Raw genomic sequence first — 25,562 nt, 5'->3', positions numbered from 1 at the left:
CATCATCTCCGTGAAATCGCTGGGACAGGGCTGCGCTTCGCTGTCCCCACATTCTGATTATGCCCCTATATATCGCGCCCGGGCAATCGAAGCGCACTAGATATATGAATCACGGCAGACAGCAAGAGCGCGATCCCGTTGACGGGGAAGGAGTTTCCTCGGCTTTCGGAAATCAAGGAAAATCTTTTTTTCTCACCCGGATGACCAGCCGCAGAATTCCCCTCGCCCGACTCGCGCCGGTCAGCCGGCCCGGCCGTCCCGTGCCCAGCGGGCTGCGGCGGCATCGTCCGCCTCGCGCGCGTCGACCCAGGCGGTCCGTCCGTCCTCGAATTCCTCGCGCTTCCAGAACGGCGCCCGTGTCTTGAGCCAGTCCATGACGAACGCGGTGGCGTCCAGCGCCGCCGCGCGATGCGCGGCAAGGCACAGGACCAGCACGATGGGTTCGCCCACCCCCAGGCGTCCGACACGATGAATGATCGTGCAGCCCAGCAGGCCGAATCGCGCCTGGGCCTCGGCCGCGATTCGCCCGATCATGGATTCGGTCATGCCGGGATAATGTTCCAGCGTCAGGGCGCGCAGCCCTGCCCCGCCCCGTACGACGCCCAGAAAGGCGCCGACACCCCCGGCTTCGTGCGCGCCTTGCATCAGGCGGGCACGTTCCGCGTCCATCGAGAAGGCGGCGGTCTGTACGCTGACGCGAATCGTCACGGCGGCCTATCCCCCGGTAACAGGGGGAAAGAACGCGACCTCGTCCCCTTCCCGCACGCCGTCGTCCGGACCCGCGAATTCCTGGTTGACCGCGCAGCGGATGGCGCCCCCCTGCGGCCCGAAAACCAGCCGGTAATCGCCATCCCGCTCCGCCAGGGTGCGGATCACGTCGCCCACGTACCATGCACCCTCGGGCAACGGCATCGATTCGCTCGACCGCCCCAGCCGGTCGCGCAGCCAGGCAAAGTACAGGATCGTGATCACAGGCACGCCTTCCATCCGGTGTCCTCAGCCGGCAGGTCTTACCCTTATCTGGGGGTAGTCGGCGAATCTTTAACCGTCTTGACCGTTCCATCGGGCGCGATGACGGTGCTGGTTCCATCCCCGTTGGGAATGACGATGGTCGCGGCCCGCTGCCCCGCGCCATAATGCGCGGCGTCGTCCCGTACCACGGAGGGCAGCCCGCCACTGGAAAAATCCTGGATTCCGCCCCGGATCTCAGCCTGCTCGCCGGCGCTCATGCTGCCGCCCTCGGGCAATTCCGTCCCGCCCGCATCGGCAGGCAGGGCATCGCCCAACCGGCCGCGATCCTTCGATACATCGCCCAGGGTCGGCAATGGCGCCGGCGGTCCGGGCCACAGATTTCCCGCCGCGGGCAGGATCGGCAGTTCTGCCGCTGCCTCGCCCCGCGCACGGCGCAAATTTTCGGCCTCGCCACCCGGCGCGTTGGGATTACCCCCCGGAAACCCCATGCCGTCGCCCGCCAGCTTACCGAAACCCGCGCACCCGCTGATCAGGACCAGTGACGACAACAGCGCCGCGTTCCGCATCATGCCTCTCCTGGCCGGCCACACCGTCCGCCACCGAAACGGAGTGTGCCTGCCCGAGAACGCAACCTCAAGTGGCGTGAAACGATCTGACACAATCAGGACGCGATTTTTGATGCCGTCTCGCCGTTGCGACCGACATGGCGCAGGCCCGTCGCCAGATAATCCCACCCCGTGACGATCGTCAGTATGGCGGCAACCCAGAGCATGATCGCCCCCAGCATGCTGACCGGCAGCCCGTCGAGATGCAGCAGCTTCCCCGTACTGTCGCCGGCCAGCAGGAAACCGATGGCCGTCATCTGGAACCCGGTCTTCCATTTCGCCAGGCGCGTCACCGGCAGGCTGACCCGGGTGGAGGCCAGGAATTCACGCAGGCCACTGACCAGGATTTCCCGGCTGAGGATGATGATGGCCGGATAAAGCGCTCCGAACGGCAGACGATCGGACCCCGCCAGGACCATCAGCGACGCGCCGACCAGCAGCTTGTCCGCAATGGGGTCCAGCATCCGTCCCAGGTCGGAATATTGATGCCACGCACGGGCCAGCTTGCCGTCCAGGTAGTCGGTAATGGCCGCGGCGATGAACAGCACGCAGGCTGCGCAGTCCGTCCCGGGCGCCCCCATCGCCACGAGCGCCACCAGAACGGGAATCGCCACAATCCGCGACAAGGTCAGGATATTGGGCAGGTCGGTCAGCATCACGCACAGAATACAACAAGATAGAGGGAACAGGAACGCCTCATCACGACGGTCTGATGACGAATTTGCTCACGGCTCATTCCCCGGACCAGCCGGGGTGGAAATGACCGTAGACGATCCGCGCCGTTTCCCGGTTGATCCCCGACGTGGCCTCCAGCTCGGCCAGCCCCGCCTGCTTCACGCCGCGCGCCGAGCCGAATTGGTTCAGCAGCGCGCGCTTCCGCGCGGCGCCGACACCGGGGATCTCGTCCAGTTCCGACTTGACCAGCGCCTTCGACCGGCCGGCCCGATGGGTGGTGATGGCGAATCGGTGGGCCTCGTCGCGCAGGCGCTGCAAGTAGTACAGGACCGGGTCGCGCGGCGGCAACTGGAACGGCGGGCGGTCCGCCACATGAAACCATTCCCGCCCCGCATCGCGGTCCGGCCCCTTGGCGATGGCCACCAGCGTCACGTCCGTCACGCCCAGGCCATCCAGCACTGCGCGGACCGCCGAATACTGGCCCGCGCCCCCATCGATCAGGACGACATCCGGCCAGTCGCCGGGATTCACCTGTTCCTGGCGGTCGCGCAGAGCGCGGCTGAATCGCCGTTCCAGCACTTCGCGCATCATCGCGAAGTCGTCGCCGGGCGTGACGGGGCCACGGATCGAGAATTTGCGATAGGCGCGCCTCTCGAAGCCCTCCGGGCCGGCCACGACCATGACGCCATAGGCATTGCTGCCCATGATATGGCTGTTGTCGTAGATTTCGATCCGCTTCGGTGGCGTATCCAGGCCGAACAGGTCGGCCATGCCGTCCAGCAGGCGCGCCTGCGCCGTACTTTCGGCCAGCTTTCGCTCCAGGGCCTCGCGCGCGTTGGTTTCGGCATGGTCCACAACCGCCTTCTTCTCGCCGCGCTTGGGGACCAGGATTTCCACCTTCTTGCCCCGGCGGATGCTCAGTGCATCGGCCACCAGTTCGCTTTCCGCGATCTCGTGGTTCAGCAGGATCTGCGGCGGCGGCGGCTTGTCGTCGTAGAACTGCGCCAGGAAGGCCGTCAGGATATCGGCGGCGTCCTCATCCTTGGCGTGGGCCGGGAAAAAGGCGCGATTGCCGTTGTTCCCGCCCCCGCGGATGAAGAAGACCTGGATGCAGCAATGGCCGGCCGCCTGCCGGATCGCGACCACGTCCGCGTCCTCCAGCGAGGCGGGATTGATCACCGACGAATCCTGCATGGACGCGAAGCCCCGAATGCGATCGCGGATCGTCGCGGCGCGTTCGAATTCCAGCGACTCCGCCGCCGCTTCCATTTCCCGCACCAGTTCGTCGCGAATACCGGTCCGCTGCCCCGACAGGAAGGCGCGCGCCTGTTCGACCAGGTGCGCGTAATCCTCCTGGCCGATACGTTCGACACAGGGGGCCGAGCACCGCTTGATCTGGAACAGCAGGCACGGACGGGTGCGCGAAGCAAAGACGGAATCGGAACAGGATCGCAGCAGGAACACCCTCTGGATCAGGTTCAGGGTCTGGTTCACCGCCCAGGCCGAGGCGAACGGCCCCCAGTAGGACGCCCCCTTCGCCGGTCTGCCACGGTGTTTCGTAACCTGGGGAAACAGGTCGGCATCCGTCATCATGATCCACGGATAGCTTTTGTCGTCCCGCAGCAGGATGTTAAAACGGGGCTTCATCCGCTTGATATAGTTGGCTTCCAGCAGCAGGGCCTCGGCCTCGGTATGGGTCGTCACGATTTCCATCGTGACCGTTTCCGACACCATGCGCCGCAGGCGTTCCGGCAGTTTCCCGAACTGGGTGTACGACGTCACGCGCCGCTTCAGGATGCGGGCCTTGCCGACGTACAGTACCTCCCCCCTTTCGCCGATCATCCTGTAGACGCCGGGGGCAAGCGGCATCGTCTGCAAGGCCTGCTGGATGGCCGCGACCCCCTTGACCGCCACCACGGCCGGCATGTCGCCGTCCATCAGCGGCCCCATCCGTTCATCCACCGATCATGTGGATAAGTCTGTGGAACAGCCGCTGACAGAATCGTGCGGCTGGCAGTTTCCCTGCTCCCCGCTTGAATTGCCCAAAAAAGAAGCACAACAAATAACCTATTGATATTAAATAATTATATTGGAGTTGTCCGGGCGGATGCCTGTGAAATTCCAGCAATCCTTTGGAAAATAAGGAAGTCAATCCCAAAGGTGGACAAAATCCGCCCGAATCGCCTTTGCCCTTCCCGGCGACTCGATCCTGTTTTGTTCGTCGTTACGATATCGATTAATTTCCATATCGGCGCCCGCCAGCCGAATCCCCCTTGCCAGGATTCGTGCGATGGGCAATGCCCCCCATATGCGTATCGTCACATGGAATATCAATTCGCTCCGCCTACGGCTGCCGCTTCTGGCACGGCTATGCGCGGAACTGCAGCCCGATATCGTCTGCCTGCAGGAAACCAAGGTGCCCGACGATCTGTTCCCGGCCGATGCGGTGCGCAAGCTGGGCTTCGCCCATATCCACCACCGGGGAATGAAATCCTATAACGGCGTCGCCATCCTGTCCCGCGTCGCGCTGATCCCGCTGGACGATACGCCCGATTGGTGCACCCGCAGCGACTGCCGCCATATCGCGGCGTCATTCGACATGGGCGGCCAGCCGGTCGAACTGCATAATTTCTATGTCCCTGCCGGCGGGGACATCCCCGACCCGGAGGCCAATCCGAAATTCGCGCACAAGCTGGCATTCGTCGACGAGGCCCATGCCTGGTTCACAGGCCGGGACAACCGCCGCGCGATCCTGGTCGGCGACCTGAATATCGCCCCGCTGGAACAGGATGTCTGGAATCACAGGCAGTTGCTGAAAGTCGTCAGCCATACTCCGCCGGAGACCGCCCGCCTGCTGGCCTGGCAGGCCTGCGGCTTCGTCGACGCCATGCGGCATTTCGTCCCTGCGGACGAGAAATTATATACGTGGTGGTCCTATCGCAACCGCAACTGGACCGAGAGCAACCCGGACCGATGGACACGCGGGCGCCGACTGGACCATGTCTGGGTGACGCCCGACCTGACGACCTCGCTGAAGGACATGATGGTGCTGCGTGAAACCCGGGATTGGCCGACCACATCGGACCATGTGCCCGTGGTGGTCGATTTCGCCCCCTGATCACAGCCAGGGGGCGACGGCGCCTGAGGCCGGAAGGCCCGGGCGCAATCCGTCTCAGCTGGCCCGCAATCCGCCTTCCGGGTCGAGGCGATAGCCCCCGCCCTCGGTCACCAGCAGCGACGCATTGGTCGGATCGGGCTCGATCTTCTGCCGCAGGCGATAGATGTGGGTTTCCAGCGTATGGGTGGTCACGGCGGCGTTGTAGCCCCAGACCTCGTTCAGCAGGACCTGGCGCGGTACCGGCCGGGTGCCCGCCCGATACAGGAATTTCAGGATCGCGGCCTCCTTTTCCGTCAGCCGGATACGGCGGTTGCGCGTGGGTTCCTGCAACAGCTTCGCCGACGGCCGGAAGACGTAGGGCCCGATGGAAAAAACCGCGTCTTCGCTGTTCTCGAAGATCCGCATCTGCGCGCGCAGGCGCGCCAGCAGTTCGGCAATGCGAAAGGGCTTGGCGACATAATCGTTGGCCCCGGCATCCAGGCCCCGCACCACATCGGTTTCATCGTCCGAACCCGTCAGGATGATGATGGGGATGCGCTTGCCCTGGCGGCGCAGGTCGGCACAGAAATCACGACCATCACCGTCGGGCAGCGTCACGTCGAGGATGATGGCATCGAAGCGCGCGCCGGGCGCATTCAGCTTGTCCCAGGCATCGGCGACCGATTCCGCCTCGGTCGCCAGGAACTCCCCTTCGAGCTGCAATTGTTCGACGAGCATATGACGTAACGTCTGATCGTCATCCACTATCAGAATGGGACGCGCACCTGCCATCGAACCCTCTTTATTTTTTGACCTCAACCCCGTGTGCAGGGCTGGGTATCCTATATCATTCCCGAAGCGGAAACGGCAGCGTCCGGACTCGCCCGCACACGACCTCTTCCCATGGCCGTACTGGTATCGTCCAGTCTAAGCCCGAATCCCAGCAAAAGGCGACCCGTTTGGAGGCCTTCATGATACGCGCAGTTTTGAGAACGAATACCGGCCCGGATGCACAACTGCATTGCATGGATCAGAAAATCCCTGCGATCATCGGGGCCGCGGGCGTCCGGCGCGTCAAGGAGGAAGGCGATCACGCCACGCCGACCGGAATTCTGCCGTTACGACGGGTTATGTACCGCGCCGACCGCGTCCCGGCCCCAGTCTGCGCCCTGCCGCTGGAGCCCCTGGCGCCGGCCGACGGATGGTGCGACGACCCTTCCCACGCCGATTACAACCGGCGCGTCACCCTGCCCCACCCTGCCCGCCACGAGAGGATGTGGCGCGACGATGACGTTTACAATATCGTGATAGAGCTGGGGTATAATGACGCCCCTCCGATTCCGGGGCGTGGATCGGCCATCTTCCTGCATCTGCAATCGCCCGACGGGCGCCCGACGGAGGGATGCGTCGCCCTGCGCGAAGCGGACCTGCGTCGTCTGCTGGCCGCCGGGCTGACGGAAATCGAGATCCTGCCGCCAGCCTGACAGGCCGCATCCCAGACCTACATGGCGATTGCGGCGTCGGGCGACACCATCGCGATGATGGTATCGCCCGATATCGGCTCGATCGGGGCTTCGTCCTCGACCGAGCGGATCCATATCGCCGTTCCCCTGCGGATCGTCATGATGTTCAGGCGGTTTCCCTCCTGGGCGACCCCATCGCCTTGCACGCCACCGCCGAACGGCAGGCTCCTGAAGCGCCATCCGCGTTCGAACAGCGTGTCGATCAGGGTGAAGTTCCAGGCTGGATCACCCAGCACCTTGCCGCGTGAATCGCGGCTGAGCCCCCGATAGAGGTCCAGGCGCGCCACCCCCGGACTGACCTGGAACACGCGCTGCCGTCCGAAATCCGGCGCCAGGCGCGCGCAGACCAGTCCGTTGTAGATCGCATCCGGCGTCGCGGCGATCAGATAGTCCGCCGGGCGTTCTTCCAGGCTTTCCAGCCCTTCGTCGGACAGCAGTTCGGCCTTCAGCGTCGGGATGCCGGCCCGGGCCGCCGGCGCCAGCGCGCCGGCATAGGTATCGACCAGCACGACCGGGCAACCCAGGCGATGCACGACACCGGCCAGGTCGGTCGACCATCCGCTGGCGCCCACGATCGCCAGGGCGGGCTCGTCCGACAGGGTCAGGCGCAGGACCCGCGCCACGGGGCGAAGCGAAAATCCATGCAGGATCATGGTGGTCGCGATGAGGGCGAACACGCCCGGCGTCACCAAGTCGGCGCTGGGGTAGCCGGCCTCGCCCAGTTGCAGGCCGGCGACGCCCGCGACGGCGGCGGCGACGATGCCGCGCGGCGCGATCCAGCCGACGAACAGGCGTTCCTGCCATGACAGGTCCGACCGGATGGTCGACAGCAGGATGCCGACGGGCCGCACCACGAACAGCACCGTCAGCGTCATCGCGACGATCGGCAGGGACAGGCGTTCCAGCACCTCGCGATGCAGGTCGGCGGTCAGCATGACGAACAGGCACGACACGACAAGGACCCCCAGCGATTCCTTGATACGGCGCAATTCGGACATGCCGGTCACATGCATGTTCGTCAGCGCCATGCCGAAGACGGTCGCCGCCATCAGCCCGGCGCCTTCCATAATGAAGTTGCAGACCGAAAAGACGCTCATCGCCAGGGTCAGGATGATGGGAATGCGCAGGATTTCCGGGACCAGATCCCGAGCCGACAGAAAGCGGACCAGAATAGCGGGAAATATTCCGAACCCGATGGCCATCATCGTGCTGAACAGCAGGTGCGGCACGATCTCGACCATGAACATGCCGGAATGGCGGTTGCCCTGGATCACCAGGATTTCCAGCACCAGGGTGGCAAGGATGGCCCCTACGGGATCATTCAGGATGGCTTCCCAGCGCAGGAACGCCGCCACGCGCGGCCGCAGCTTGGTATGGCGCAGCAGGGGCAGCACGACCGTGGGGCCGGTCACGACGATGATCGCGCCGAACAGCCACGACGCCCCCCAGTGCATATGGCCGACGAAATGCGCGGCCAGTGCGCCCAGGACCCAGTTGATCGGCAGGGCCACCGCCGTCAGGCGCAGCACGCCCTCGCCCGACGCGCGCCATTGCCGGAAATCCAGCGCCAGCCCGCCCTCGAACACGATGAAGGCAACGGCAAGCGAGACGATCGGGTGGAAATAGCGGCCGATCGCCGCCGACGGATGCAGAAGGCCAAGACCGGGACCGTAGATCAGACCCAACCCGAACAGCAGGACGATGGCCGGCAGCCGGAAACGCCAGGCCACCCATTGGGCGCCGATGCCGCCCCCCAGCACGCACAAGATCCCGATGGCCAGATTATCCTGCATTCCTGTTTCCCGGACTGTTGGCCCGCCAGCTCGGGCAACCCCATCATACTATGACGATGGCAAAACCGATAATCGGGCGAAACCAGTCCGTTAACCAGAAAAAAGCGCCCTTCAGGCCGTCCGTTCCAGGATCGCGGCAAAGAACCCGTCGGTCCGGTCGCGCAAGGGCGACAGCGCGATCATGCCCTCATGCGCCACTCCCGCCGGCAGGCCGCATTCTGCGTCGGGTTCGGCCCGGCGAAAATGCGGCGACGCACGCATGAAGGTTTCGATGCGGTCCTGGTTTTCCTCACGCAGGATGGAACAGGTCGCATACACCAGCCGACCGCCCGGCCGGACCAGCGTCGCCGCCGTATCGAGGATTTCGGCCTGCTTGACCGTCAGTTCGGCCAGGTCCTGCTCCGTCAGGCGCAGGCGCGCGTCCGGGTTCCGGCGCCAGGTGCCCGTCCCGGTGCATGGCGCGTCGACCAGCACCCGGTCGAAACTGCCCGCACGCCGCTTGGCCCAGCGGTCGCCGGGCACCAGAAGATGGCGTTCCGCATTGTGCACGCCCGCCCGCCGCAGCCTGCGGACCGCGCCGTCCAGCCGGGCCTCGGACACGTCGCAGGCGACGATATGGCCCCGATTCTGCATGGTCATGGCCATGCCCAGCGTCTTGCCCGCGGCACCCGCGCAGTAATCCAGTACCCGCATGCCCGGCCGGGCGTCGGCCGCCGCCACCACCACCTGGCTGCCTTCGTCCTGGATTTCCACCAGGCCGGCCTTGAACGCCGCCGTCGCGGTGACGGGCTGCCGGCCCGGAACGCGCAGCCCCCAGGGGGACAGCATGGTGTCTTCGGCCATGATGCCGTCGGCGGCCAGCGATCGCCGCGCCTCGGCCCGCGTGGTCTTCAGCAGGTTGACGCGAAGATCAAGCGTCGCCTCGCCGGACAGGGCCTCGATTTCCCGCGCCAGATCGTCGCCGAACATCGCCTCCAGCCGCGGCAGCAGCCAGTCGGGAACCTCCAGCGCTACCGCGCGCGGCATGTCGGGGTGGATCAGGTCCTGCCCCCGCAACCGCGCGGCCAGGTCGCGCTCGGCCGCCGACAGCGGGGCCGCCGCGTAGCGGTCGCCGGCAAACAGATCCTGCGGGGCCTCGCCCGGTCGCGGGGACAGGGCCAGCATCGCGATGATGCGGCTGCGCGGCGTGGCGGGGACGCCGGCGCGGTCCAGCCACCATTCGACATGTCGCCACTGGCGCAGCACGGACCACACCCGTGTCGAGACGACCCGGCGGTCGCCCCCGCCGATATAGCGGCGTTCGCGGAAGAAGGCATTGGCAACGGCATCCGCCGGGCGACGGGGCGTGGCCTCCATCGCCGTCAGCAGATCGATGGCGGCGGCGAGCCGCGCACTGGGGGTCATGATCGTCCTGTCTGTCGTCCAGCGTCCCGGATCCGGGACCTTATATCGGCGGTCGGTGGCGGCTCCGATCAGTCGCGGCGGTAATTCGGCGCCTCACGGGTGATCGCCACGTCATGGACATGGCTTTCGCGCAGGCCCGCGCCGGTGATGCGTCGGAAACGCGCGCGCGTCTGCAGGTCCGCGACCGTCGCCGAGCCGGTATAGCCCATGCCCGCCCGCAGGCCGCCGACCAGCTGATGCACCACGGCGTCCATTCCGCCCTTGTAGGCCACCCGTCCTTCGATCCCTTCCGGGACCATCTTGTGGGTTTCCTTGATTTCCTGCTGGAAATACCGGTCGGCCGATCCCCGGGCCATGGCGCCCAGGCTGCCCATGCCGCGATAGGATTTGTAGGACCGCCCTTCGTAGAGGAACACCTCGCCCGGTGCTTCCTCGGTGCCGGCCAGCAGCGAACCGATCATGACGACATCCGCGCCCGCCCCGATCGCCTTGACGATGTCGCCCGACGTCCGGATCCCGCCGTCCGCGATGGCGGGAATATCGCGTTCATGACACGCGGCCGAGGTTTCCAGAACGGCCGAGAACTGCGGCACGCCCACACCCGCGACGACGCGCGTGGTGCAGATCGACCCCGGGCCGATGCCGATCTTCACGCAATCGGCGCCGGCCTCGATCAGGGCGAGCGCGGCCTCGGGCGTCGCGACGTTGCCGGCAACCACCTGGATGCGGTCATCCGCCGCCTTGACCCGGGCGACAGTGTCGAGGACACCGGACGAATGGCCGTGGGCGGTATCGACGACCACGACATCCACCCCGGCTTCGATCAGCGCCAGGGCACGGCGGTACCCGTCCTCGCCCACCCCGGTGGCGGCGGCGCAGCGCAGACGGCCCATCTCGTCCTTGTTGGCCAGCGGGTGCAGGACCGCCTTTTCCATGTCCTTCACCGTAATCAGGCCGATGCAGCGATCCTCATCGTCCACGACCAGCAGCTTCTCGATCCGGTGACGATGCAGCAGCTGCCGGGCCTCGTCCCGGCCGACATCGTGGCGCACGGTGACCAGGTTCTCGCGCGTCATCAGTTCGTAGACGCGCTGCTCGGGATCGGTGGCGAAACGCACGTCGCGGTTGGTCAGCATGCCGACCAGCCGCTTGGTTTCCCGCTCGATGACCGGCAGGCCGCTGATGCCGTGGCGGGACATGATCGCGTTGACCTCGGCCAGCGTCTGGTCGGGCGAAACCGTGACCGGATTGACGACCATGCCGGATTCAAAGCGCTTCACGCGCCGCACGTGCTCGGCCTGCTCCTCGACGGTCAGGTTTTTGTGGATCACGCCCATGCCGCCCTGCTGGGCCATGGCGATGGCCATCTGGTCTTCGGTCACCGTGTCCATGGCCGAGGAAATCAGCGGGATATTCAGTTCGATCCGACGCGTCAGGCGCGTCTTCGTCGAAGTCTGGCCGGGCAGGACGCTGGATTGGGCCGGGACGACCAGCACATCGTCGAACGCCAGGGCCTCGCGGATACGATCGTCAACGCGCGCGGTGGACGCCGGATTATTGAATGAAGACATGCTGCTGGACCCTCTTCAACCGTTGCAGGGGTCCCTGTGCCTCGGGTACCCGACCGTTGGCGCTTCCACATAAGATGCGAATCGGAGCGTGGCAAGAAAAAGACGCGCGCCACCGAAAAACCTGGGGGCCGGGGCCGTCGATGGCCTATCCGGTCCCTGTTGCGACAGAGGGTGAATGAACATGACGACGCGCGGAACGGTCTATCTGGCAGGCGACCTGGTGTTTCGGCCCGGCGCGATCGCGATCTTCGATCGCCTGCGCGCCCTGTGCGATGCGGCCGGCGTTACCGGCGTGGCGCCGTTCGACGGCCAGGCCGGCATCGAATCCCTGCCGCAGGGGCTGGAGACCACGCTGAAGATCGTCCAGGCCGATCGCGACCTGATGGATCGCTGTGACGGCGGGATCTTCTGCATCGACCCATTCCGCCGATCCGCCGATATGGACCCCGGCACGGCGGTGGAAATCGGGTACATGATGGCGCAGGGCAAGCCCCTGGCCGGCTATACGACGGACGGACGGCTGTATCCCGAAAAAGTCCGGGCCTATCGCCGCGCGGCGTGGGGGGACGATCTGCGCCCGCGCACCACCTACGACGCGCCGGTCGGGTCGGGCGCGGTCGAGGATGGCGACGGTATCCTGGCCCATTCGGACGGCATGCTGCAAAACGGAATGGTCGAAGGCTTCATCCGCCTGTCGGGCGGCGTCATCGCCGTGCATGACGATTTCTACGAGGCCTTCCACCTGGCGATCACCGACCTGGCATCGCGCCTGCAGGCCGATTGATACGAAGGCAAGGGCAGATCCCGACCTTCGTTTGCGGCCGCGCTGCCGTTCAATAGGCGCCGGCCGCATGACCGGCCTGCGCAGCGCAGGCCGTAAGCGCGCGGCCCCAGACCCCCGCCCGCAACTCCGGCAGGTCGGTCGCCCGCAGCGGATGGCTGCGAAGGGCGTGCACCTCCTCGGCGGTATAGGGACGGGTGCCCTTCGGTGTGCTTGAGCCACCGAGGTCGAACACGACGAAGTTCAGCACCCGCGCCATCTCCGCGTCATCGCGGATCAGCGACATCGACACGCCCGGTACCTGGACCAGATAGGACCGGCCCTCCGGCGTGCACGTCAGGCTGCCCACGCGATCGCGCAGCACCGGGATATAGGTCTGTCCGGACAGTCCCTCGATCCCGTGGCATCCGCCGCATTTGACCAGATAGGTCGTGCGCGTTCCGTCCAGGGCGCTGGCCGGCCGCGGCGATGCGACGAGGCCGGCCAGCGCCAGAAGAACGACAGCCGACCCTGCGGCCCGCGCGACCTTAGGGAAGCGGATGTGCCGCATTCAGGGCCTTCCTGGCGGCGGCGACGGCCGACGACGGCATCGGCGCCGCACGCGAGGCAGCCAGGTCGGCCGCCGTGAAGACCGGGGCCGGCTTGGTCGAACCCAGCGACGACAGATAGGTCAGGATCGCCGCGATCTGATCGTCGGGCAGGCTCTTGAAGCTGGGCATGAAGCCGACATAGGTCGCGCCCCCCGCCTGGATCGACCCGGCCAGGCCGTTGATCAGCACCTGGGTCACATACTTCTTGCCTTCCGGCGTCGACGCGATCTTGTCGATACGGTTGGCCAGCGGCGGGAATTGTCCCGGCGCGCCCACGCCGCCGCCCTGATGGCAGATGCCGCAATTGGCGCCATAGAGGGCCATTCCGTCAGGCGCGGCAAAGGCGGGCGTTGCCCCGGCAAGACACAGGGCCAGGGTCAGGATCTTCTTCATTCGGCGGTTCCTACGATTACGGCAGTCGAACAATTATAGAGAAGCGAGCCCGTTCCGAAACACCAGATGATGTCGTTATTGGCCTGCGGACGGTAGGTCGGCAGATCGCCATCCGTACCCAGGCAGGTCTGCTCGTTGCAGGCATCCTGTCCACAGCAGTCGCGATAGGCAATCAGGTACGATCGGCGATCCTGCGGGTTGAAGCATGTGCCGATCCACGATGTCGGCGACGGCCGGGTGCCCGGCGGACAGCTATGAACGCCACCGCCGCAGGTCGTGCACAGATTGCCGTCGATCGCACAATACCGCCAGTAATCGCACTTGGTGTCGTCCTTGACCTGCGCCTTGGCGGAAAAGGGTGACGGGGCGCGGGCCGTGGAGGTGGCCGCGCGGGCATCGCCGCGCCAGACGGGCAGTACCGGGAAAGCCGGGATCGCGGCCGCCCACGCCCCCAGCCGCGCCAGCGCGCTGCGCCGCGACGATCGTCCGGCCAGGCGGCGGGTCAGCCGTTCGGCCATGCGGTCAAGACCATCGCGGCCCATCGTCGCGCCTCGTCCGGTTTCAGGATTGGCCCCATTTTCAGGATTGGCCATGAAATGCCTCCATCATGCGGGCAAGGGTGCGGTCGACGCCCGTCGCGGGGGACGGGCGGCCGGTCATGTTTCGTCTCATCGCCATCATTCCCCCGGCGCGACCGTGAAGATCAGCGATTCGCCCAGTTTCCTGATCGGCCGCACCATCTTGCCGGTGGCACCATCCAGGACGTTCAGATCGCCGGCCTCGTCGGTCAGGAAGATGCGCGACGCCGCGTCCTGGGTGACGCCGACCATGGTGCTGGGGGTGGCCAGGTGAATGCGGCGCACCAGCTTGCGGGTCGTCAGGTCGACTTCCCACAACTCGGTCCCCGGCTCCTTGTGCGTCCAGAACGTGCCGTTGTGCATCAGGATGAACAGGTGCGAATCCCGGGCACGCACCGCCGCCAGCTGCCAGCCGCCCGGACGCCAGGTGACATCGAACGGCGCATGGGCGTCGGACGCAGGCTTCAGGCCCGCGGCTTCCTGGAGGGACCAGGGCTTGCTGATTCGCGCGTCGCTGTCCAGCACCGTGTCGTAGACAAGGCCGCTGAAGGAGACGAACCAGACATGTCCGCTGGCCGCAACGCCCGGACTATGCTCGAAGACCGGGTCCTGGTCAGGCACGAAGAACGGCGCGGAATGGGTAACGGTGGGCTTGGCCGATGCGTCGAGGCTGACGTTGGCCAGCGAACCGTCGCCGCAGACCGACGAAAAGCCCGATGTCCCCCACGGATAGATCAGCGCGCAGCCCGGAACGTCGACGGTCTGCACCACCGCCTTCTTCGCGGTATCCACCACATGAACCGAATTGGTCGGGCTGGTGTCGTAGACATAGACGTAATGCCCGTCGGCGCCGACCGCCAGGTCGGGCTTCTTGGGCGTCACCAGGGCACGACTTGGCAGGTCGATGTCCATCGTCGGTTCGAGCGTCTGGGGGTCGTAGGCCGCCAGCATGTCATGCCGCTTGCCGCGATTGCCACGCTCCCACGTCGTTTCGGCGACGTAGAACGCCCGGCCGGACGGGTCGGCGGCGACATTGGCGTTATAGGCGGCCTGGACCATGCCCAGCAGCTTGCCGCTGTCGGTATCGACCACATAGACGCGCCCGTCCTTGTTGTGACGGTATACGGCATCTTCCACCAGGATCCGATGCGGACCGCCGGGCGGAAGCTTCACGATGTCGCTTTCTTCAGTCTGCAGGATAGGATCCGCCGCGCGGACCGGCCCGGCGGCAAGAACGGACAGGGCGCCCAGAAGCGTCAGGGGAGCGGCCAGAGCGCGAGCCATGCCACGACGTCGTTCAACCGCCATGAGCCCGCCTGCCCCCAGGATAGGATAATATATTCATCCTGTTACCTTATCTTTCGCTCCACCAACCATCACTCGTCCGGCGTGGCAGCGTCACACGCGGGACGTCGACCCGCCCCGCATCGGCCGGATTCAATAATCTTTCGATACAAATTTTTTCGGGACGTGACCAGCCCACGTCATCCTCTGGTCAAGCGGGACCAGAGGACGAATTCCCAGCTATGCGGTATCGGGAAAGGGCCTTTGGACGTTGATTATAAAATTATCTTTACGGGACGATGTCATCGCCCCTGCCGTCCGAACGCGACCGGTTCTAACCGGGCGGATTGACCGCATGCGTGGTGACGACTTCGCCGGTCTGGCTGTCGATTTCCTTCAAAACCACACCGTAACCCCATAATGTCACAAGGTAATCCAACGTCTGTCGGGCGTCGCTGGGTTGCAGCATCTGCCCCTTCCGGCTGCGATGTTCCAGAACCAGGGTCCGGTCGCCCAGCAGGTCGACATCGACGATCTCGATTTCCGTATAGAATGTCCCCGGATCGTAGGTCAGGGCCACGCTGCGACGGATATCCCGGTAACCGGCCTCGTCATGAATGGCATCGACCAGCAGATAGGGCTGGGTGGTGTCGTCACGCAGCCGGAACATGCGAAAATCCCGGATCACCTTGGGCGACAGGAATTGCTGGATGAAGCTCTCGTCCCGATACTCGGCCCAGGCGTGCCGCAGGGTGCCGACCGGATCGCCATTGCCGGCAATGTCGGGAAACCAGCGCCGATCCTCATCGGAGGGTTCCACGCATATCCGGGCGATGTCGGTCATCATCGCATGGCCCAATGCGTAGGGATTGAAGGATGGCCCGCCGCCCGCCTCGAAGCCGGGCTGGTTGATGACGTTCGACGTGGAATGGATGACTTCCAGATACGCGGCGTCGTCGATCCGCCCAAGTTCGTGCAGGCGGCGCATGATGTAGGCATGGACCCAGGTGGCGCAGCCCTCGTTCATCATCTTGACCTGGGGCTGCGGGTAGAAATACTGCGCCACCATCCGAACGATGCGAATGATCTCCCGCTCCCACGGTGCCAGGCGGGGGGCGTTCTTTTCCAGGAAATAGAGCAGATTTTCCTCGGGCAGGCCCAACCGCCGCCGGGTCGCGGAATCCTGCAGGCCGTCCTTCTCGCCTGCCACGTCGGACGGCAGGGTCCGCCACAGATCGTTGAACATGCTGTCTTCGTATTCGCGGCGCGCGCGCGCCCGCTGCTGCTCGGCCTTGAGGTCCAGCTTGCGTGCGCCGGAATGACGGTGGACCCCCTGGTTCTGCAGGGCGTGGGCAGCATCGAGGATGCGTTCCACCGCCCGCTGTCCATGTCGTTCTTCGCACCGCGCGATGAAGCCCCGGGCGAATTCCAGATAGTCCAGGATCTGCGACGGGTCGGTCCATTCCCGGAACAGCCGGTTGTTGCGGAAGAAATGGTTGTGGCCGAACGCCGCGTGCGCGATGACCAGCGCCTGCATCGTCGCCGAATTTTCTTCCATCAGATAGCTGATGCAGGGGTCGGAATTGATGACGACTTCGTACGCCAGCCCCATCAGTCCGCGCCGATAGGCGCTTTCGTGCCCGATGAAGCGCTTGCCGAACGACCAGTGTTTGTAGCCCAGCGGCATGCCGTGCGAGGTGTAGACGTCGAGCATCTGCTCGGACGTGATGATCTCGATCCGGTTGGCATAGATCTCCAGGCCGAGTTCCTTGTCCGCGATCTCCTGGATTGCGTCGTAGCAGTTCCGGATGATCTGGAAATTCCAGTCATTACCGGAATAGAGCAGGCCGCCCGGCGTCGCGGACGCCCCACCCGGAACAATCTGGTCCATCAGGCCTCCGCATGGTCATGCTGGCGGGAAAACAGATCGCGAAACACGGGGAAGATCTCCTTGCGGTCGCCCACCTGGCGGATCGCAAGATGGCCGTTCTGCTCGGCAATCGTCCGATAGCTGCGCCACAGGTCGGTTTCCCCGCGAATGACCGCGCCCGATCCCGAGACCTCGATATAGGCGTAGTACTGGACCACCGGCAGGATATCGTCCTGCAGCAGCGACGCCGTCCGCTGGGTGTCCGACGATGCGTTGTCGCCGTCCGACGCCTGCGCGACATAGATGTTCCAGCTCCCCGATGGATAGCGTTCGCGCTGGATGCCGCGCATCAGTTCCAGCGCGGACGACACGATGGTGCCGCCAGTGCGCGGATCGTGGAAGAACGTCTCCTCGTCCACTTCCTCGGCGCTTTCGGCGTGGCGGATGAAGACGATGTCGACCTTCTTGTAGCGCCGTTCGAGAAAGACGTGCAGCAGCAGGAAGAACTGCTTCGCCAGATCCTTCATCCGTTCGGTCATCGAGCCCGAGACATCCATGATGCAGAACATGACCGCCCGGGTCGACGGCTGGGGCGTCATCGTATAGCGGCGAAACCGCAGATCGACCGGATCGACCCAGGGGATGCGCGCCATGCGCTGGCGGATCATCGACCGCCGCTCGCGCTGGCGTTCCAGTTCCTCGATCTCCTCGGCGTCCAGCGGCCGCCGGGCCTCGAGTTCCGCGATGCGCTCGTCGATTTCGCGCAGATCGTCGGGTTTCGGGCGGCCCAGCCCGATGCGCCGCGCGACCGACCGGCGCATCGTCCGGCCCAGGTCGAGATGCGACGGCGCCCCTTCGTTACTCAGGCCGCTGCGGCTGGGCACGCTGTTCTCGGTCGTCGAGATCTCGCGCTTGATCAGGTCCGGCAGTTCCAGATCGTCGAAGAACAGGTCCAGGAACTCATCCCGGCTCAGCACGAAACGGAATGAATCCTCGGCCCCTCCTTTCTCGCCCCCCTGCCCCGGGCCGCCGCCATTGCCCGGCCCGCCCGTCGAGGGGGGGCGCTGCAACCGGTCGCCGCGCGAGAATTCGCGATTGCCGGTCAGGACGATTTCGCGCGTGCCCTCGGTGAAGATGCGATGGAATGTCGGTTCATGCAGCGCGTCGGAGGGCACGGAGACGGCGTTGCCCTGCCCGATTTCGCGAATCTTGCCCCGCGCGACCGAATCGCGCACCGCCTTCTGCACCGCGCCACGCGCCCTTTCGAGCACGCGGCGCCGGTTCTCGATATTCTTCCCATGGGGATTGGGACGTCTGTCGATAATATCCACTGGGCGACACCATTCCCGTTTCAGGCGGACTGCTTCACGCGCATGTACCATTCAACGAGCCTGCGGACCTGTCGTTCCGTGTACCCGCGCGACGCCATCCGCTCGACGAACTCGTCGTGCTTGCGTTCGGTTTCGCCATCCTTCTTCGACCCGAAGCTGATGACCGGCAGCAGGTCCTCGACCTGGCTGAACATCCGTTTCTCGATGACGTCGCGGATCTTCTCGTACGACGTCCACGACGGGTTCCGCCCGCCATTGCCGGCCCGGGCGCGCAGCGAGAACTTCACGACCTCGTTGCGGAAATCCTTGGGGTTGGCGATCCCGGCCGGCTTCTCGATCTTGGTCAGCTCGGCATTCAGCAATTCCCGGTTCAGCATCTGGCCGGTATCGGGGTCCTTGAAATCCTGGTCCTCGATCCAGGCGTCGGCGTAATCCAGATAGCGATCGAACAGGTTCTGGCCGTAATCGTTGTAGCTCTCCAGATAGGCCTTCTGGATCTCGTGCCCCAGGTATTCGGCATAGCGCCCCGCCAGTTCCGATTTCAGGGTCGCCAGGTATGTGGCCTCGACCTCGGGCGGGAACTGCTCGCGCCGGATCGCGTGCTCCAGCACATACATCAAATGCACGGGATCGGCCGAAATCTCGTTCGAATCGTGATTGAAGGTCGCCGACAGCACCTTGTAGGCAAAGCGGGTGGAAATCCCTTCCATCCCCTCGTCCACCCCGGCCGCGTCGCGATATTCCTGCATGGTTCGCGCCTTGGGGTCGGTCTCGCGGATATTCTCGCCGTCATAGACCCGCATCTTGGCGAACTGCGTCGAGTTCGGATGCGGCTTCAGCCGCGACAGGACGGCGAAGCGCGCCAGCATTTCCAGCGTGTTGGGGGCGCACGGCGCCTCCGACAGGCTGGAGGACTGGACCAGCTTCTCATAGATCTTGGTCTCCTCGGTCACGCGCAGGCAGTACGGCACCTTGATGACGCACACGCGGTCCAGGAAGGCCTCGTTGGTGCGGTTGTTGCGGAAGGTCTGCCACTCGGCCTCGTTGGAATGGGCCAGGATCACGCCGGTAAACGGGATGCCGCCGATATTCTCGGTGCCCACGTAATTGCCTTCCTGCGTCGCCGTCAGCAGCGGATGCAGCATCTTGATCGGCGCCTTGAACATTTCGACGAATTCCAGCAGCCCCTGGTTCGCGCGGTTCAACCCGCCCGAGAAGCTGTAGGCATCGGAATCGTTCTGGCTGTAATGCTCCAACTGCCGGATATCGACCTTGCCGACCAGTGCCGAGACGTCCTGGTTGTTGTCGTCGCCCGGTTCGGTCTTGGCGATGGCGATCTGCCGCAGCCGCGAGGGATGAAGCTTGACCACCGTGAAGCGCGACAGGTCGCCGTCGAACTCCTCCAGCCGCTTCAGCGCCCAGGGGCTTGCGATACCGGTCAGCAGGCGGCGGGGGATGCCGTAACGCCCTTCCAGGGCGTCGGCCATGCGATCCGGATCGAACAGCCCCAGCGGGCTTTCGAACACCGGACTGATATGCCGCCCGGCCTTCAGGGCATAGATCGGCTCCTTTTCCATCAGGGCCTTCAGCCGTTCGCCCAACGACGATTTGCCGCCGCCGACGGGGCCGAGCAGGTAGAGGATCTGCTTGCGCTCCTCCAGGCCCTGGGCGGCGTGGCGGAAGAAGCCGACGATCTGCTCGATCGTCTCCTCCATGCCGAAGAAGTCCGAGAACGCCGGATAGATCCGCAACGTACGGTTCATGAAGATGCGCGACAGGCGGGGATCGCGGGAGGTATCGACGCTGCGCGGCTCGCCGATCGCCTTGAGCATGCGTTCTGCCGCCGTCGCGTAGCACGACGGGTCCGTCCGGCAGGATTCGAGATAGTCGGACAGGCTCATCTCAACTTCGCGACGCCCGTCCCGCATCGCGGTAGCCAGGGAAAACACGTTGATATCAGAAGAAGCCATCGACAGATGTCTCCGATCCGTCGCCGGGATCCGTCATGAACCCTGGGCGACCATGCATCATGGACAAAATTCCCGGGCGGAGACCGTTCCCCGTCCGGGGAGAAACGTCAGACTAGCGTTCGCGTATTTCTACCATACCAATGCTTGTCCCCTTTTCAGATGGCCCTTTCACATGGGCAGGCACGCCGCAGTCCGTGGCCCGTACGACAGCATCGCTGTATCGTGAAATGGCGGGGCACCGGACTTTCAGGGTCGTCTGATCGAAGGGTATCGCTGCGGACTGTCGCGATTCAACCTAAATCGCGTGGAGGGCGTAAACACTTCCCTCCGGCCTCAACGTTTTTTTTCAAATGCCTGGCGCATGTCCGCCGCCGGCGCCCGCCCGGATTAACTGAATTTCAGGCGCATGCCATCGAAGGCGGGCTCGACCCCTTCGGGCAGGTTGGCCTGCATCCAGGCCCAGTCCATGTCACCGCCCATATGGGTCAGGATCACCCGGCGGGGACGGATCCGCGCCCGCCAGTGCAACACCCGTTCCAGCCAGGCATGCGCACTGTGGGCGGCCGCGCGCTGGAAGCAGTCCACTACCCAGGTGTCGACCCCCTCAAGGGCCGCAAACGCGTCCTCGGGCAGTTCCACCACATCCGTCGAATAGGCCAGGGCCCCGCAACGCACCCCCAGCGAGAGCGTGCGGCCGTGCAACTGCTCGAACAAGGACAGCGTCAGCCCGGCAATCTCGTAGGTCTGGCCGGCATGGACGATTTCCGGCACCACGACCGGGCGATAGAAGCCGGGCGGCGACCAGGGGCGGAAGGCGTAGCTGAAGCGGTTTTCCAGGTCGGACAGGACCGGCGGCGTCCCATAGACCGGCAGCGGCCGATCTATGACGCGATTGATGGCCCGAACCTCATCCAGACCCGCGATATGGTCGGCATGGGCATGCGTATACACGATGGCGTCGAACCGGTCGATTTCCTGCGCCAGCAACTGGTCGCGCAGGTCGGGGCCGGTGTCGATCAGCACCCCCCGCCCGTCGTCGCCGCGCAGCAGCACCGACGCACGGGTGCGGCGGTTGCGGGGCTCCGCCGGATCGCAGACGCCCCAGTCGCCGCGTCCGCCGGGGCCGCCGATCGTCGGCACCCCGGCGGATCCGCCGCACCCCAGGACGATCAGTTCCATGATTTATGACGCCCGGCTGAACAGGTGATGGAAATTGGCGGTCGTCACCTCCGCCAGCCGCTCGGGCGGCACCTCCCGCAGTTCCGCCAGCCTGCGCGCGGTATGGGCGACGAATGCGGGCTCGTTCTTCTTTCCCCGCTGCGGCACCGGGGCAAGATAGGGCGAGTCGGTCTCGACCAGCAGGCGATCCTCGGGGATGGACAGGGCGATGTCGCGCAGGGCGTCCGACCGGGGAAAGGTCAGGATGCCGGAAAAACTGACATATCCGCCCAGTTCCAGCCCTGTCCGGGCCAGATCGGGCCCCGAGGCGAAGCAATGCAGCAGGAAGCGGAACGGGCCATGGGCCGCGATCTCGTCGCGCAGGATTTCGGCCACGTCCGAATCGGCGTCGCGGGCATGGATGACCAGCGGCAAATCCATCCGCCGCGCGGCCGCAATATGGGCGCGAAAACGCGCCTGTTGCAGCGGCCGTACTTCGGGCGCGCCATGGAAATAGTCCAGCCCGCTTTCCCCAATGCCCACCACGCGCGGGTCGTCGGCCAGCGCCACGATGTCGGCGGGGTCGGAAATCACGCATTCGTCGACATGATCGGGGTGCGTGCCCACGGTGCACCACACCCGCAGGTCCGGCCGGTCGAAGCGGGTCAGGTCCTTCTGCTGCGCCGCCCGCGACAGGCGGGTGCCGATCGTCACCATGCCCTCGACCCCGGCCTGCTTCGCCCGGTCCAGCAGGTCGGGGATCGCCTCGTCAGGGAAATGGTCCAGATGGCAGTGCGAATCGATCAGCCCCGTCATCACGCCTCGGGCTCCACATAGCGGGGGAAGATGCCCTGGGGGGCGGGCAGCACGCGCCCGGCCGGCAACGGGGTTTCCAGCGCCGCGAAGCTCCGCTCGTCCGCGCCGGCGCCGACCTGCGTCAGCAGCGCGTCCATGCTGGCGGGCATGTAGGGTTGCAGCATCGTGCCGACCGCCCGCAGCGCATCGACCAGCACCCGCAGGACCACCGCCATGCGCTCGGGGTCGGTCTTCTTCAGCGCCCAAGGCGCCTGTCGGTCGATATAGGCGTTGCAGGCCCGGACCACACGCCAGACTTCCTCCAGCGCATCGGTCAGGGCGCGACGGTCGATCTGCCCATGCATCACCGTCGGCAGCAGGGCGGCCTGCGCCAGCAGGGCCAGGTCGTCCTCGGTCCGCGCGCCCTGTTCGGGCAGCACCCCGCCGCAGTTCCGCGCGACCTGCGACAGCGTGCGCTGCGCCAGATTGCCCAGGTCGTTGGCCAGTTCGACATTCATCCGGGTGATGATGGCCTTGCGGTTCAGGTCGCTGTCACCGCCGAACGGCATTTCGCGCATCAGGAAGAACCGCACGGGATCGAGGCCGAATTCGCCGACCAGGTCGCGCGGATCGACGACATTGCCCAGCGACTTGCTCATTTTCTCGCCCTCGATGGTCCACCACCCGTGGGAGAAGACGCAGTCGGGTAATTCCAGCCCCGCCGCCATCAGCAGCGCCGGCCAGTAGATCGCATGGAAACGGACGATATCCTTGCCGACCAGATGCAGGTTCGCCGGCCAGTAGCCCCAGCGGGGGTTGGCGGTGTCGGGAAAGCCCACCGCCGACAGGTAATTGGCCAGCGCATCGACCCATACATACATCACATGCTCGGCGTCGCCCGGCACGGGAATGCCCCAGCGGAAGCTGGTGCGGCTGATGGACAGGTCGCGCAGGCCCTGCCGGACGAAACTGGCCACCTCATTGCGGCGCGATGACGGTTCGACGAAGCCCGGCCGGGTTTCATACAGTTCCAGCAGTTTGTCGCCGAAGGCCGACAGGCGGAAGAAATAGGACGGCTCGCGGACCCATTCCACCGGCGCCCCGGTCGGCGCCACGCGGGTGCCGTCGGGCCGCGTGACCAGTTCGTCCTCATTGTAGAAGCTTTCGTCGCGCAGGGCGTACCAGCCTTCGTAGGCGCCCAGATAGATATGGCCGTTCGCGGCGATCCTTTCCCACAGGGCCGAGGCGCCGGCGATATGGCGCGGTTCGGTCGTGCGGATGAAATCGTCGTAGGAAACGTTCATGGCGTCGTACATCGCCCGGAAGTCGGACGAGACGCGGTCGGCGAAGGCGATCGGCTCCAGCCCCGCCGCCTGGGCCGCCTGTTCCACCTTCTGGCCGTGTTCGTCGGTGCCGGTCAGGAAGAAGACGTCGTATCCCGCCAGTCGCTTGAAGCGCGCGACCACGTCGGCGGCGACCGACGTATAGGCGTGGCCGATATGGGGCGCCCCGTTCACATAATAGATCGGTGTCGTGACGTAGTAGCGCCCTGTCATATTCCACTCACCAGTGTCAGGCCGGTCAGGATGGCCTGATGTTTATCCAGATTGAAGCGTTCCGTCTCAGCCCGCAGATGGACCAGCCGACGCCACAGATCGACCATGCGGTCGGCCGATGCGCCGGACGGCGTCCGCCCGCGCACCGCATCCCGCGTCCGAACCGATATGGCATCGCACAGGAGATTGAAGAAGACCGAAAAACCATTCTCCCGCTTCAGAACGGCTTCCGCGATGTCGTACATCGCCCCTGCCCCGACCGGTTCGCGCAGGATACGGTCCACCAGCACGCCCAGTTCCGCCCCGTCGCCCGCCAGCAACGCCAGGGCGCGGCCGGGCGCGCCCTGGGCCAGCGGCACGATCCGCGCGATATCCGCGCCGGGCATGTCGCCGGCAAGCCATCCCATGGCCTCGTGCATGTCCCGCTCGGCCAGCGGGGCCAGCGACAGGGTGCGGCAGCGGCTGCGGATGGTCGGCAGCAGCCGCCCCGGGGCCGCGCACGTCAGGATCAGGATCGCGCGCGGCGGCGGTTCTTCCAGGATCTTCAGAATGGCGTTGGCGGCGCTGCGGTTCATGTATTCCGCCCCGTCCACCACCACCACGCGCCAGCCGTCCTCGGCCGCCGTGCGGTGCATGAACTGACCGATCGGGCGCACATCGTCGGCCACGATTTCGGCCCGCATCTTCTGCCGCTTTTCGTCCACTCCGCGCGCGACGGTCAGCAGGTCGGCATGGCTGCCGGCGGCGATACGCCGCGCGGTGGCCGACCCGGGCTCCTCCCCGTTCAGCAGCACCCGCGCCATCCAGAATGCGAACGTCGCCTTGCCGATTCCCTCCGGCCCGGTGATCAGCCAGGCATGATGCAGCCGCCCGGCCCGTACGGCGTCCAGAAAGGCGGCCTGCGCCGCCTGATGCCCCACAAGGCGGTCATTTTCGCGCGGCGCAGGCGCCACGATCACGCCGGCCCAGGGTCGGTGGCGGCACGGGCGGCGAGGCAGGCATCGACACGCGCCGCGATATCGTGCGCGACCGCATCCGCCGGCCGGTCGGCGGAAATGGGCAAGCACCGCCCCGGGGCCGCGCGCGCGATGGCGTCGAACCCGTCGGCGACGCGCGTGTGGAAGGCTTCGTCCGCGGCCTCGTAGCGGTCGGAACGCTGGCCCCGCGCGGCCAGCCGTGCCCGCGCGCGCGCGCGCGGCAGGCTCAGCACGAAGGTCATGTCCGGCACGACCCCCATCCGCGTCCCCAACGCCTGGATCAGGTCCACTATCTGCGGGTCTCCCTGGCCGAGCCCATACCCCTGATAGGCCAGGGTGGAATCGACGAACCGGTCGCAGATCACGATCTTCCCCCGAGCCAGCGCGGGCCGGATCAGGCGGTCCACATGGTCGCACCGCGCGGCGAAATGGACCATGACCTCGGCCCGCAGGGACAGATCATGCCCGCCGAACAGCACGAAATCGCGCAGAGCCTCGGCCCCCGGCGTGCCACCGGGTTCGCGGGTGCGCACGACATCGTGCCCCGCCGCGCGCAGGTGCACCTCCAGAAGCTGCGCCTGCGTCGATTTGCCGGCCCCCTCTCCGCCTTCGAAGGTAATGAACACTCCGGGCACCGCC

24 protein-coding genes are annotated in these 25,562 nt (G+C 65.7%); 3 read left to right on the top strand and 21 right to left on the bottom strand.

Annotation, left to right across the window (positions count from 1 at the left end):
• Positions 1-240 precede the first annotated feature (240 nt).
• The 5 genes from HLH34_RS12190 to uvrC all read right to left on the bottom strand — a co-directional run bounded on the left by HLH34_RS12190 (position 241) and on the right by uvrC (position 4,202).
• Positions 241-708, bottom strand: coding sequence for a molybdenum cofactor biosynthesis protein MoaE (locus HLH34_RS12190; RefSeq protein ID WP_264784326.1), 468 nt, complete (start codon positions 706-708; stop codon positions 241-243).
• 6 nt (positions 709-714) lie between these two features.
• Positions 715-972 (bottom strand): molybdopterin converting factor subunit 1, encoded by a 258-nt coding sequence (moaD, locus tag HLH34_RS12185; RefSeq protein WP_183119895.1) that lies wholly within the window; start codon positions 970-972, stop codon positions 715-717.
• Positions 973-1,016: 44 nt separating this feature from the next.
• A complete protein-coding gene (locus HLH34_RS12180) occupies positions 1,017-1,538 on the bottom strand; it encodes a hypothetical protein (RefSeq protein ID WP_183119894.1) in 522 nt (173 codons plus the stop codon).
• A 95-nt stretch (positions 1,539-1,633) separates the two neighbouring features.
• Positions 1,634-2,233, bottom strand: coding sequence for a CDP-diacylglycerol--glycerol-3-phosphate 3-phosphatidyltransferase (pgsA, locus tag HLH34_RS12175; protein ID WP_183119893.1), 600 nt, complete (start codon positions 2,231-2,233; stop codon positions 1,634-1,636).
• A 76-nt stretch (positions 2,234-2,309) separates the two neighbouring features.
• Complete coding sequence (uvrC, locus tag HLH34_RS12170; RefSeq protein WP_183119848.1) at positions 2,310-4,202, bottom strand: excinuclease ABC subunit UvrC; 1,893 nt, start codon at positions 4,200-4,202, stop codon at positions 2,310-2,312.
• 358 nt (positions 4,203-4,560) lie between these two features.
• Between uvrC and HLH34_RS12165 the strand changes: the two genes are divergently transcribed.
• On the top strand, positions 4,561-5,370 hold the full coding sequence (locus HLH34_RS12165) for an exodeoxyribonuclease III (protein WP_183119892.1): 810 nt from the start codon (positions 4,561-4,563) through the stop codon (positions 5,368-5,370).
• 54 nt (positions 5,371-5,424) lie between these two features.
• On the opposite strand, the gene HLH34_RS12160 is transcribed toward HLH34_RS12165, so the two are convergent.
• Entirely contained in the window at positions 5,425-6,141 is a 717-nt protein-coding gene (locus HLH34_RS12160) for a response regulator transcription factor (protein WP_183119847.1), read from the bottom strand.
• Positions 6,142-6,374: 233 nt separating this feature from the next.
• Between HLH34_RS12160 and HLH34_RS12155 the strand changes: the two genes are divergently transcribed.
• Positions 6,375-6,833, top strand: a complete 459-nt coding sequence (locus HLH34_RS12155; RefSeq protein ID WP_244959902.1) for a L,D-transpeptidase family protein — start codon at positions 6,375-6,377, stop codon at positions 6,831-6,833.
• A gap of 17 nt (positions 6,834-6,850) precedes the next feature.
• On the opposite strand, the gene HLH34_RS12150 is transcribed toward HLH34_RS12155, so the two are convergent.
• The 3 genes from HLH34_RS12150 to guaB all read right to left on the bottom strand — a co-directional run bounded on the left by HLH34_RS12150 (position 6,851) and on the right by guaB (position 11,640).
• On the bottom strand, positions 6,851-8,665 hold the full coding sequence (locus HLH34_RS12150) for a cation:proton antiporter (RefSeq protein ID WP_183119845.1): 1,815 nt from the start codon (positions 8,663-8,665) through the stop codon (positions 6,851-6,853).
• A gap of 111 nt (positions 8,666-8,776) precedes the next feature.
• On the bottom strand, positions 8,777-10,069 hold the full coding sequence (locus HLH34_RS12145; protein WP_183119844.1) for an RsmB/NOP family class I SAM-dependent RNA methyltransferase: 1,293 nt from the start codon (positions 10,067-10,069) through the stop codon (positions 8,777-8,779).
• A gap of 68 nt (positions 10,070-10,137) precedes the next feature.
• Positions 10,138-11,640: an IMP dehydrogenase gene (gene guaB / locus HLH34_RS12140; RefSeq protein WP_183119843.1), complete on the bottom strand. Its 1,503-nt coding sequence runs from the start codon at positions 11,638-11,640 to the stop codon at positions 10,138-10,140.
• 181 nt (positions 11,641-11,821) lie between these two features.
• Between guaB and HLH34_RS12135 the strand changes: the two genes are divergently transcribed.
• Positions 11,822-12,424 (top strand): nucleoside 2-deoxyribosyltransferase, encoded by a 603-nt coding sequence (locus tag HLH34_RS12135; protein WP_183119842.1) that lies wholly within the window; start codon positions 11,822-11,824, stop codon positions 12,422-12,424.
• A gap of 49 nt (positions 12,425-12,473) precedes the next feature.
• Here the strand turns inward: HLH34_RS12135 and HLH34_RS12130 are convergent, their stop codons facing one another.
• The 12 genes from HLH34_RS12130 to tmk all read right to left on the bottom strand — a co-directional run bounded on the left by HLH34_RS12130 (position 12,474) and on the right by tmk (position 25,558).
• Positions 12,474-12,971 (bottom strand): c-type cytochrome, encoded by a 498-nt coding sequence (locus HLH34_RS12130; protein WP_183119841.1) that lies wholly within the window; start codon positions 12,969-12,971, stop codon positions 12,474-12,476.
• Entirely contained in the window at positions 12,949-13,404 is a 456-nt protein-coding gene (locus HLH34_RS12125; RefSeq protein WP_183119840.1) for a c-type cytochrome, read from the bottom strand. The genes HLH34_RS12130 and HLH34_RS12125 overlap by 23 nt, the downstream gene beginning before the upstream one ends.
• Positions 13,401-13,946, bottom strand: coding sequence for a methylamine dehydrogenase light chain (locus tag HLH34_RS12120; protein ID WP_183119891.1), 546 nt, complete (start codon positions 13,944-13,946; stop codon positions 13,401-13,403). The genes HLH34_RS12125 and HLH34_RS12120 overlap by 4 nt, the downstream gene beginning before the upstream one ends.
• A gap of 135 nt (positions 13,947-14,081) precedes the next feature.
• Entirely contained in the window at positions 14,082-15,290 is a 1,209-nt protein-coding gene (locus tag HLH34_RS12115; RefSeq protein ID WP_183119839.1) for an amine dehydrogenase large subunit, read from the bottom strand.
• A 310-nt stretch (positions 15,291-15,600) separates the two neighbouring features.
• Positions 15,601-17,157 (bottom strand): SpoVR family protein, encoded by a 1,557-nt coding sequence (locus tag HLH34_RS12110; RefSeq protein ID WP_183119838.1) that lies wholly within the window; start codon positions 17,155-17,157, stop codon positions 15,601-15,603.
• Positions 17,157-18,518: a YeaH/YhbH family protein gene (locus tag HLH34_RS12105; RefSeq protein ID WP_220792156.1), complete on the bottom strand. Its 1,362-nt coding sequence runs from the start codon at positions 18,516-18,518 to the stop codon at positions 17,157-17,159. The genes HLH34_RS12110 and HLH34_RS12105 overlap by 1 nt, the downstream gene beginning before the upstream one ends.
• On the bottom strand, positions 18,488-20,437 hold the full coding sequence (locus tag HLH34_RS12100) for a PrkA family serine protein kinase (RefSeq protein WP_183119836.1): 1,950 nt from the start codon (positions 20,435-20,437) through the stop codon (positions 18,488-18,490). The genes HLH34_RS12105 and HLH34_RS12100 overlap by 31 nt, the downstream gene beginning before the upstream one ends.
• A 387-nt stretch (positions 20,438-20,824) precedes the next feature.
• A complete protein-coding gene (locus HLH34_RS12095) occupies positions 20,825-21,616 on the bottom strand; it encodes an MBL fold metallo-hydrolase (RefSeq protein WP_183119835.1) in 792 nt (263 codons plus the stop codon).
• 3 nt (positions 21,617-21,619) lie between these two features.
• Positions 21,620-22,411 carry a TatD family hydrolase gene (locus HLH34_RS12090; RefSeq protein WP_183119834.1) on the bottom strand — a complete coding sequence of 264 codons (792 nt, stop codon included), beginning with the start codon at positions 22,409-22,411 and terminating at the stop codon, positions 21,620-21,622.
• The gene (gene metG, locus HLH34_RS12085; RefSeq protein ID WP_183119833.1) at positions 22,411-23,946 is read right to left on the bottom strand and encodes a methionine--tRNA ligase; all 1,536 of its coding nucleotides are present in this window, start codon (positions 23,944-23,946) and stop codon (positions 22,411-22,413) included. Before metG ends, HLH34_RS12090 begins: the two co-directional genes overlap by 1 nt.
• Complete coding sequence (locus HLH34_RS12080; RefSeq protein ID WP_183119890.1) at positions 23,943-24,899, bottom strand: DNA polymerase III subunit delta'; 957 nt, start codon at positions 24,897-24,899, stop codon at positions 23,943-23,945. Before HLH34_RS12080 ends, metG begins: the two co-directional genes overlap by 4 nt.
• Before the next feature lie 2 nt (positions 24,900-24,901).
• Positions 24,902-25,558, bottom strand: coding sequence for a dTMP kinase (gene tmk / locus HLH34_RS12075; RefSeq protein ID WP_183119832.1), 657 nt, complete (start codon positions 25,556-25,558; stop codon positions 24,902-24,904).
• Positions 25,559-25,562: the final 4 nt, after the last annotated feature.

Origin of the sequence: Gluconacetobacter azotocaptans (genome assembly GCF_014174355.1) — a bacterium.
GTDB lineage: Bacteria > Pseudomonadota > Alphaproteobacteria > Acetobacterales > Acetobacteraceae > Gluconacetobacter > Gluconacetobacter azotocaptans.
Note: the sequence above shows the minus strand (reverse complement) of the source record. Positions and strands in the feature narration are given on the sequence as shown.